This window comes from Streptomyces lancefieldiae, from assembly GCF_031845825.1.
Classification (GTDB): domain Bacteria; phylum Actinomycetota; class Actinomycetes; order Streptomycetales; family Streptomycetaceae; genus Streptomyces; species Streptomyces lancefieldiae.
The window spans coordinates 93,438-100,269 of sequence record NZ_JAVRFH010000031.1; the positions used below are offsets into that span (position 1 = coordinate 93,438).

Consider the following 6,832-nt stretch of genomic DNA (forward strand, 5'->3'; position numbering starts at 1 on the left):
CTCGGGGGATTTCTTTGCGTATATTTGTTGGTTCGTGACTTCAAGAGAATGAGGCCACGAAGAAGTTCAGTGAGCACAGTATATCCGGGCGGGAGTGGAATTGTCAAACACCGAATTTCCGGACGATGAATTGCGGCACGAGCAGGAATTCATCGACGGACTCTACGCACGCGTGGACGCGCTGCGCGGCGACACCGAGGTCTCGGTCACGGACGCCCTCGCGCAGGGCAACACCCCCATGCAGGCCCGGCTGGAACGGGACATCCTGGTCGCCGAGCGCTCCGGGCTGCTCGCCGCGCTCAACGCGGTGGACGGCTCCCTCTGCTTCGGCCGGATCGACCTCACCTCCGGCGCGGGCCACCACATCGGCCGCATCGGGCTGCGCGCCGACGACGCCGAACGCACCCCGGTCCTGATCGACTGGCGGGCCGACGTCGCCCGCCCCTTCTACCTGGCCACCGGCCACACCCCGATGGGCCTGCGCCGTCGCCGGCACATCGCGAGCGAGGGCCGCACGGTCACCGCCCTGCACGACGAGTTCCTCGACGTCGGAGACGAGACGCGGACCGGCCACGAGGACCCGTCCGGCGACGCCGTGCTGCTCGCCGCGCTGAACTCCGCGCGCACCGGCCGCATGGGCGACATCGTGCAGACCATCCAGGCCGACCAGGACCGCATCATCCGCGCCCCGCACCGCGGCGTCCTGGTCGTCGAGGGCGGCCCCGGCACCGGCAAGACCGCCGTCGCCCTGCACCGCGCGGCCTACCTCCTCTACGAGCACCGCGAGCTGCTCGCCAAGCGCGCCGTCCTCATCGTCGGCCCCAACCCCGCCTTCCTCGGCTACATCGGCGAGGTGCTGCCCTCCCTGGGCGAGACGGGCGTACTCCTCGCCACCGTCGGCGAGCTGTTCCCCGGCGTGAAGGCCACGGCCACGGACACGCCCGAGGCGGCGGCGGTGAAGGGCCGCGCCGACATGGCCGACGTGCTCGCCGAGGCGGTCCGCGACCGGCAGGCGCTGCCCGACCCGGTGATCGCCATCGAGCACGACCGCGAGATCCTCATGCTCGACGACGACCTGGTCAACGTCGCCCGCGAGCGCACCCGCGCGGCCAGGCTGCCGCACAACGCGGCCCGCGAGCACTTCGAGGGGCACATCCTCAACACCCTCACCGACATGGTCGCCGAACGCATCGGTACCGACCCCTACGACGGCACCAACCTCCTCGACCCCAGCGACATCACCCAGATCCGCGACGAGCTCGCCGAGAACCCCGAGGTCTGGTCGGCCATCGACCAGCTCTGGCCCCGGCTCACCCCGCAGCGCCTGGTCGCCGACTTCCTCGCCGCCCCCGAGGCCTTCCTCCCCGCGGAGGACGCCGCCGCCGTCCGCCGCCCGGTCACCCGGCGCTGGACCGTCGCGGACGTGCCCCTGCTGGACGAGGCGGCCGAGCTGCTCGGCGAGGACGACCGCATCGCCCGCTCCCGCGCCGAACGCGAACGGCAGCAGCAGATCGCGTACGCGCAGGGCGTGCTGGACGTGTCGTACGCCTCCCGGACCTACGAGTTCGAGGACAAGGACGAGGAGGAGGCGGAGGTGCTGTCGGCGCACGACATCATCGACGCCGAGCGCTTCGCCGAGCGCCACGAGGAGGACGACCACCGCAGCGCCGCCGAACGCGCCGCCGCCGACCGGACCTGGGCCTTCGGGCACATCATCGTGGACGAGGCGCAGGAGCTGTCCCCGATGGCGTGGCGGCTGCTGATGCGCCGCTGCCCGACCCGCTCGATGACCCTGGTCGGCGACCCCGCGCAGACCGCCGAGGCGGCCGGCGTCGGCTCCTGGTCGAAGATCCTCGCCCCGTACGTGGAGGACCGCTGGGAGCACACCCGTCTCGGCGTCAACTACCGCACCCCGGCCGAGATCATGGACGTCGCGGCGGCCGTGGTCCGCGCCGAGGACCCGCGGTTCACGCCGCCGAGTTCGGTACGGTCCACGGGCGTACGGCCCTGGATCCGCGCCACCGGGGACCTCCCGGCCGCCGTCGCCGAGGCCGCCCGGGAGCTGACCCCCGAGGAGGGCCGGCTCGCCGTCATCGCCCCGCGCGAACTGCACCGGGCCCTCGCGGCCCGGCTCGACGGCGTGACGGCGGGCGCCGAGCCCGACCTCACGCACACCGTCGTCCTCCTCGACCCGCGCCAGTCCAAGGGCCTGGAGTTCGACTCCGTCCTGGTCGTCGAGCCCGGCCGCTACGGCACGAGCGACCTGTACGTGGCCCTCACCCGCGCCACCCAGCGGCTCGGCGTGCTGCACACCGAGCCGCTGCCGAAGGGGCTCGTGGACGCGGCCTGACCGTCAGGCCGGGCGCACCTGACCGTCAGGCCGGGCGCAGCCACAGCGTCGCCAGGGGTGGCAGGGTCAGCCGGATGCTCGCCGGCCGGCCGTGCCACCCCTGCGGCTCCGGCTTGACCGGGTCCGGGTTGCCCACGTCGCCGCCGCCGTACCGCGCGGCGTCGGTGTTGAGCACCTCGTGCCAGGCGGGGACCTCGTCGGGGACGCCGAGGCGGTAGTCGGGGCGCACGACGGGGGAGAAGTTCGACACCGCCAGCAGCGGCGTCCCGTCGGCGTCCAGGCGCAGGAACGCGAGGACGTTGTCCTCGGCGGCGTCCCCGGTCACCCAGGCGAAACCGGAGGGATGGGTGTCGCGCCGCCAGAGCGCCGGCGTGTCCCGGTAGACGGTGTTGAGGTCGCGGACCAGGTCCAGCACCCCCCGGTGGTCCGCCGCCGCCCCGTACCGCGGGTCGAGCAGCCACCAGTCGGGGCCGTCCGCCTCGGACCACTCGGCGCCCTGGGCGAACTCCTGGCCCATGAACAGCAGCTGCTTGCCGGGATGGGCCCACATGAAGCCCAGGTACGCCCGCTCGTTCGCGCGCTGCTGCCACCAGTCGCCGGGCATCTTCGACACCAGCGACTTCTTGCCGTGCACCACCTCGTCGTGGGATATCGGCAGCACGTAGTTCTCGCTGTACGCGTACACCATGGAGAAGGTCATCTCGCCGTGGTGGTACTTGCGGTGCACCGGCTCGTGGCTCATGTACCGGAGCGAGTCGTGCATCCAGCCCATGTTCCACTTCAGCCCGAACCCCAGCCCGCCGAACCCGCTCGGCCCCTCGTGGTGCGTGGCCCGCGTGACCCCGTCCCAGGCCGTCGACTCCTCCGCGACGGTCACGACACCCGGCACCCGGCGGTACACCGTCGCGTTCATCTCCTGGAGGAACGCCACCGCGTCCAGGTTCTCCCGGCCCCCGTGCTCGTTCGGCGTCCACCGGCCCGGCTCGCGCGAGTAGTCCAGGTAGAGCATCGAGGCGACCGCGTCGACCCGCAGCCCGTCGATGTGGAACTCCTCGCACCAGTACACGGCGTTGGCCACCAGGAAGTTGCGCACCTCCCGGCGCCCGAAGTCGAACTCCAGCGTGCCCCAGTCCGGGTGCGCGGCCCGCAGCGGGTCGGCGTGCTCGTACAGCGGGCGGCCGTCGAACTCGGCCAGCGCCCAGTCGTCGCGCGGGAAGTGCGCCGGCACCCAGTCCATCAGGACGCCGATGCCCGCCCGGTGCAGCCGGTCCACCAGGTACCGGAAGTCGTCGGGGTCGCCGAGGCGGGCCGTGGGCGCGTAGAAGCCGGTGACCTGGTAGCCCCAGGAGCCGCCGAAGGGATGCTCGGCGACGGGCATCAGCTCGACGTGCGTGAAACCGAGGTCCTTGACGTAGGCGGGGAGTTGTTCGGCCAGCTCGCGGTAGGACAACCCCGGGCGCCAGGACGGCAGGTGGACCTCGTACACCGACATCGGCGCCTCGTGCGCGGGCACGTCCGCACGCCGGGCCAGCCACTCCTCGTCCCCCCAGGCGTACTCCGAGGCGTGCACCACGGAGGAGGTGGCGGGTGGTACCTCCGTACGGCGGGCCAGCGGGTCGGCGCGGAAGGTGCGCGAGCCGTCGGGCCGGGTGATCTCGAACTTGTACAGCTCGCCCGCGCCGATGCCGGGCAGGAACAGCTCCCACACGCCGGTCGAGCCGAGCGACCGCATCGGGTGGCCGGTGCCGTCCCAGAAGTTGAAGCCGGCGGCCACCCGCACCCCGCGCGCATGGGGCGCCCACACCGCGAAGCGGGTGCCCGTGACGCCCTCGTGGGTGGTCGGATGCGCGCCGAGCGCCTGCCACAGCTGCTCGTGCCGGCCCTCGCCGATCAGATACAGGTCGAGGTCGCCCAGCGTGGGCAGGAAGCGGTACGGGTCCTCCACCTCCTGGGCGCTCCCGTCGTACGTCACGAGGAGCCGGTACGGGGGGACATCGGTCAGCGGGAGCAGTGCCGAGAAGAACCCGTCCCCGTCGTCGCGCAGTTCGGCCCGCAGCTCCCCGGACAGCAGGGTGACCGCCAGGGCGTACGGCCTGAAGGTCCGGAAGGCGACTCCGCCGGGCACCCGGTGGGCGCCGAGGACGGAGTGCGGGTCGTGGTGCGTGCCGGCGATCAGCCGCTCCCGGTCGACGGGGTCGAGGGCGGGGGAGACGGCGGCTGCCACCGGGGCGGGGACGGCGGTCGCGGGTGCCTTCCCGGCAGGGGGCTTCCTGGCAGGAGCCCTCTTGGAGGGGGCCCTCTTCGCGGTCTTCGCCGTGCTGTTGGCCGTGCTCTTCGGCGTGCTCTTCCTCGCCGCCGCGGCCTTCTTGGCGACAGGCTCCTTCGCAGCCGTCTTCTTCGCGGCCGGCGTCTTGGCGGCCGTCTTCTTCGCGTTCCTCTTCGCGGCCACCGCCTTCTCAGGCGGCGCCGCCTTCTTCGCGGCGCTCTTCTCCTCGGCCGTCTTCTCCTCGGCCGTCTTCTTCGGGTCGGGACCGCTGGGCGAGGGGCGGGGGGTCACGGGTGGAGCCTCCTGGGCGACATGGGATCGAGCGGTGGCGTCATACCGGTTCGGGCGTGGCCAGGCGGCGCACCGCGGACAGCGGCACCGCCAGCCAGTCGGGACGGTGCCGGGCCTCGTACAGGACCTCGTAGACCGCCTTGTCCGTCTCGTGGGCGCGCAGCATCACCGGGTCCGTGCGCGGATCCCGGCCGGTGACCTCCGCGTACCCGGTGCAGTACGCGGCCCGGCACGCACCGGCCCAGCCCGGCACCGGGGCGTCGGCCGAGTGCGCCGCGTAGTCGAAGGAGCGCAGCATCGCGGCGACGTCCCGCACCGGCGGCTGGGGCATCCGCCGCTCGGCCAGCGGTTTCGCCGGCTCCCCCTCGAAGTCGATCAGCGACCACTGACCGGAGGGCGAGCGCAGGCACTGGCCCAGGTGCAGGTCGCCGTGGACGCGCTGGGCCGTCCAGGTACGTCCCTCGGCGGCGAGGTCGCCCAGCGCGGTGAAGGCCGTGCGCAGTCCGGGCGCGTACGGGCGCAGCAGGGGCACCGCCCGCGCGGCCTCCTCCAGCCGTTCGATCATGCCGTCGGCGAGCTGCCGTATCCGGCCGTGGCCGAGGGTGACGGTCGGCAGCGCGCGGGCCAGCGCGGTGTGCACCTCGGCGGTGGCCCGCCCGAGCGCCCGCGCCTCGGCGGTGAAGTCCTCCCCCTTGGCCGGCTCGCGCAGGGCCAGCTCCCAGCCGTCCGTCGCGCCCTGCACATACGGCTGGAGCACCCCCAGCACCCAGGACCGGCCGCCCAGGTCCGCCACCATCCACCCGGCCGGCGCCGGAACCCGGGGGCAGCCCGCGCGGGCCAGCGCCAGCGGCAGCTCCAGGTCGGGGTTGACGCCGGGCACGATCCGGCGCAGCACCTTGAGAATAAACGTATCTCCATATACGACCGAGGAGTTGGACTGCTCGGCGGTCATCAGTCGCGGCACCAGTCCGGTGCGGATCTCCCGGCGCCGGTCCCGCTCGAAGCGAAGCCCGCCGATGCGGGCCTGGGTGCGCAGTGCCTCCAGGAGCACCTCGGCGGGCCGGGTGTCGTACAGGGCGTCGTAGGCGGTGCGTCCGGCCAGGGGGCCTTCGGTCACGTGCCCGATGAGCGCGGGCGCCAGCCGGGGCGGCAGCGCCTCGCGCACGCCTATGAGGAGCTGGTAGCAGTCGCCGGGCTCCTCGGGCGCACCCGGTCCCGGCACGAGCTGCTGGTGGGCGCGGACCAGCACGTGGTACAGGCCGAGGCGGGCGTCGGCCGGGAGCAGTTCGGTGGCGGCGACCAGCGCGAACCCGGTGACCGGGCGCCCTTTGCCCGCGAACCAGCGTTGCCGCGGCAGCCAGTCCCGCAGCAGTGGATCAAGTGACGCAAGGAGGCCTGGCGGGTTCGTGACGGTGCGTGTGACGGCTTCCGACATGGCGTCGCGTCCTTTCCCCGGGTCGTCGGGGTGCTAGTGATGCGTGCCCCGGGCGGGGCGGCGGAAACCGCCCCGCCCGGGGATCGGGCCGGTACGTCCTAGAGGGCGTCCTTGCGCAGCCGGAACCAGTAGAAGCCGTGCCCCGCCAGGGTCAGCAGGTACGGCAGTGCGCCGACCGCGGGGAAGCGGACTCCGCCGAACAGCTCGACCGGGTGGCGGCCCTCGAAGGCGCTCAGGTCGAGCTCGGTGGGCTGCGCGAACCGGGAGAAGTTGTGGACGCACAGCACCAGGTCGTCACCGTCCTCCCCGTTCGGTGGGGCCTCCCGCAGGAAGGCCAGCACCGCGGGGTTGGTGGAGGGCAGTTCGGTGTACGAGCCCAGGCCGAAGGCGGGGTTCTGCTTGCGGATCTCGATCATGCGGCGGGTCCAGTGCAGCAGCGAGGACGGCGAGGCCATGGACGCCTCGACGTTCGTCACCTGGTAGCCGTAGA

At 72.9% G+C, this 6,832-nt stretch carries 4 protein-coding genes; 1 reads left to right on the forward strand and 3 read right to left on the reverse strand.

The features are described 5' to 3' along the window. Nucleotides 1-82: 82 nt before the first annotated feature. Complete coding sequence (locus RM812_RS26530; protein WP_311576976.1) at nt 83-2,350, forward strand: HelD family protein; 2,268 nt, start codon at nt 83-85, stop codon at nt 2,348-2,350. A 25-nt stretch (nt 2,351-2,375) separates the two neighbouring features. Here RM812_RS26530 and glgB read toward each other — a convergent pair whose 3' ends face one another. From glgB to RM812_RS26545, 3 genes are all read right to left on the reverse strand, one after another. Further along, nucleotides 2,376-4,907, reverse strand: a complete 2,532-nt coding sequence (glgB, locus tag RM812_RS26535) for a 1,4-alpha-glucan branching enzyme (RefSeq protein WP_311576961.1) — start codon at nt 4,905-4,907, stop codon at nt 2,376-2,378. Between the two features lie 40 nt (nt 4,908-4,947). Then, complete coding sequence (locus RM812_RS26540; RefSeq protein WP_311576964.1) at nt 4,948-6,342, reverse strand: maltokinase N-terminal cap-like domain-containing protein; 1,395 nt, start codon at nt 6,340-6,342, stop codon at nt 4,948-4,950. Between the two features lie 98 nt (nt 6,343-6,440). Further along, a partial coding sequence (locus RM812_RS26545) for an alpha-glucosidase C-terminal domain-containing protein (protein ID WP_311576967.1) occupies nt 6,441-6,832 on the reverse strand: 392 nt, incomplete at its 5' end.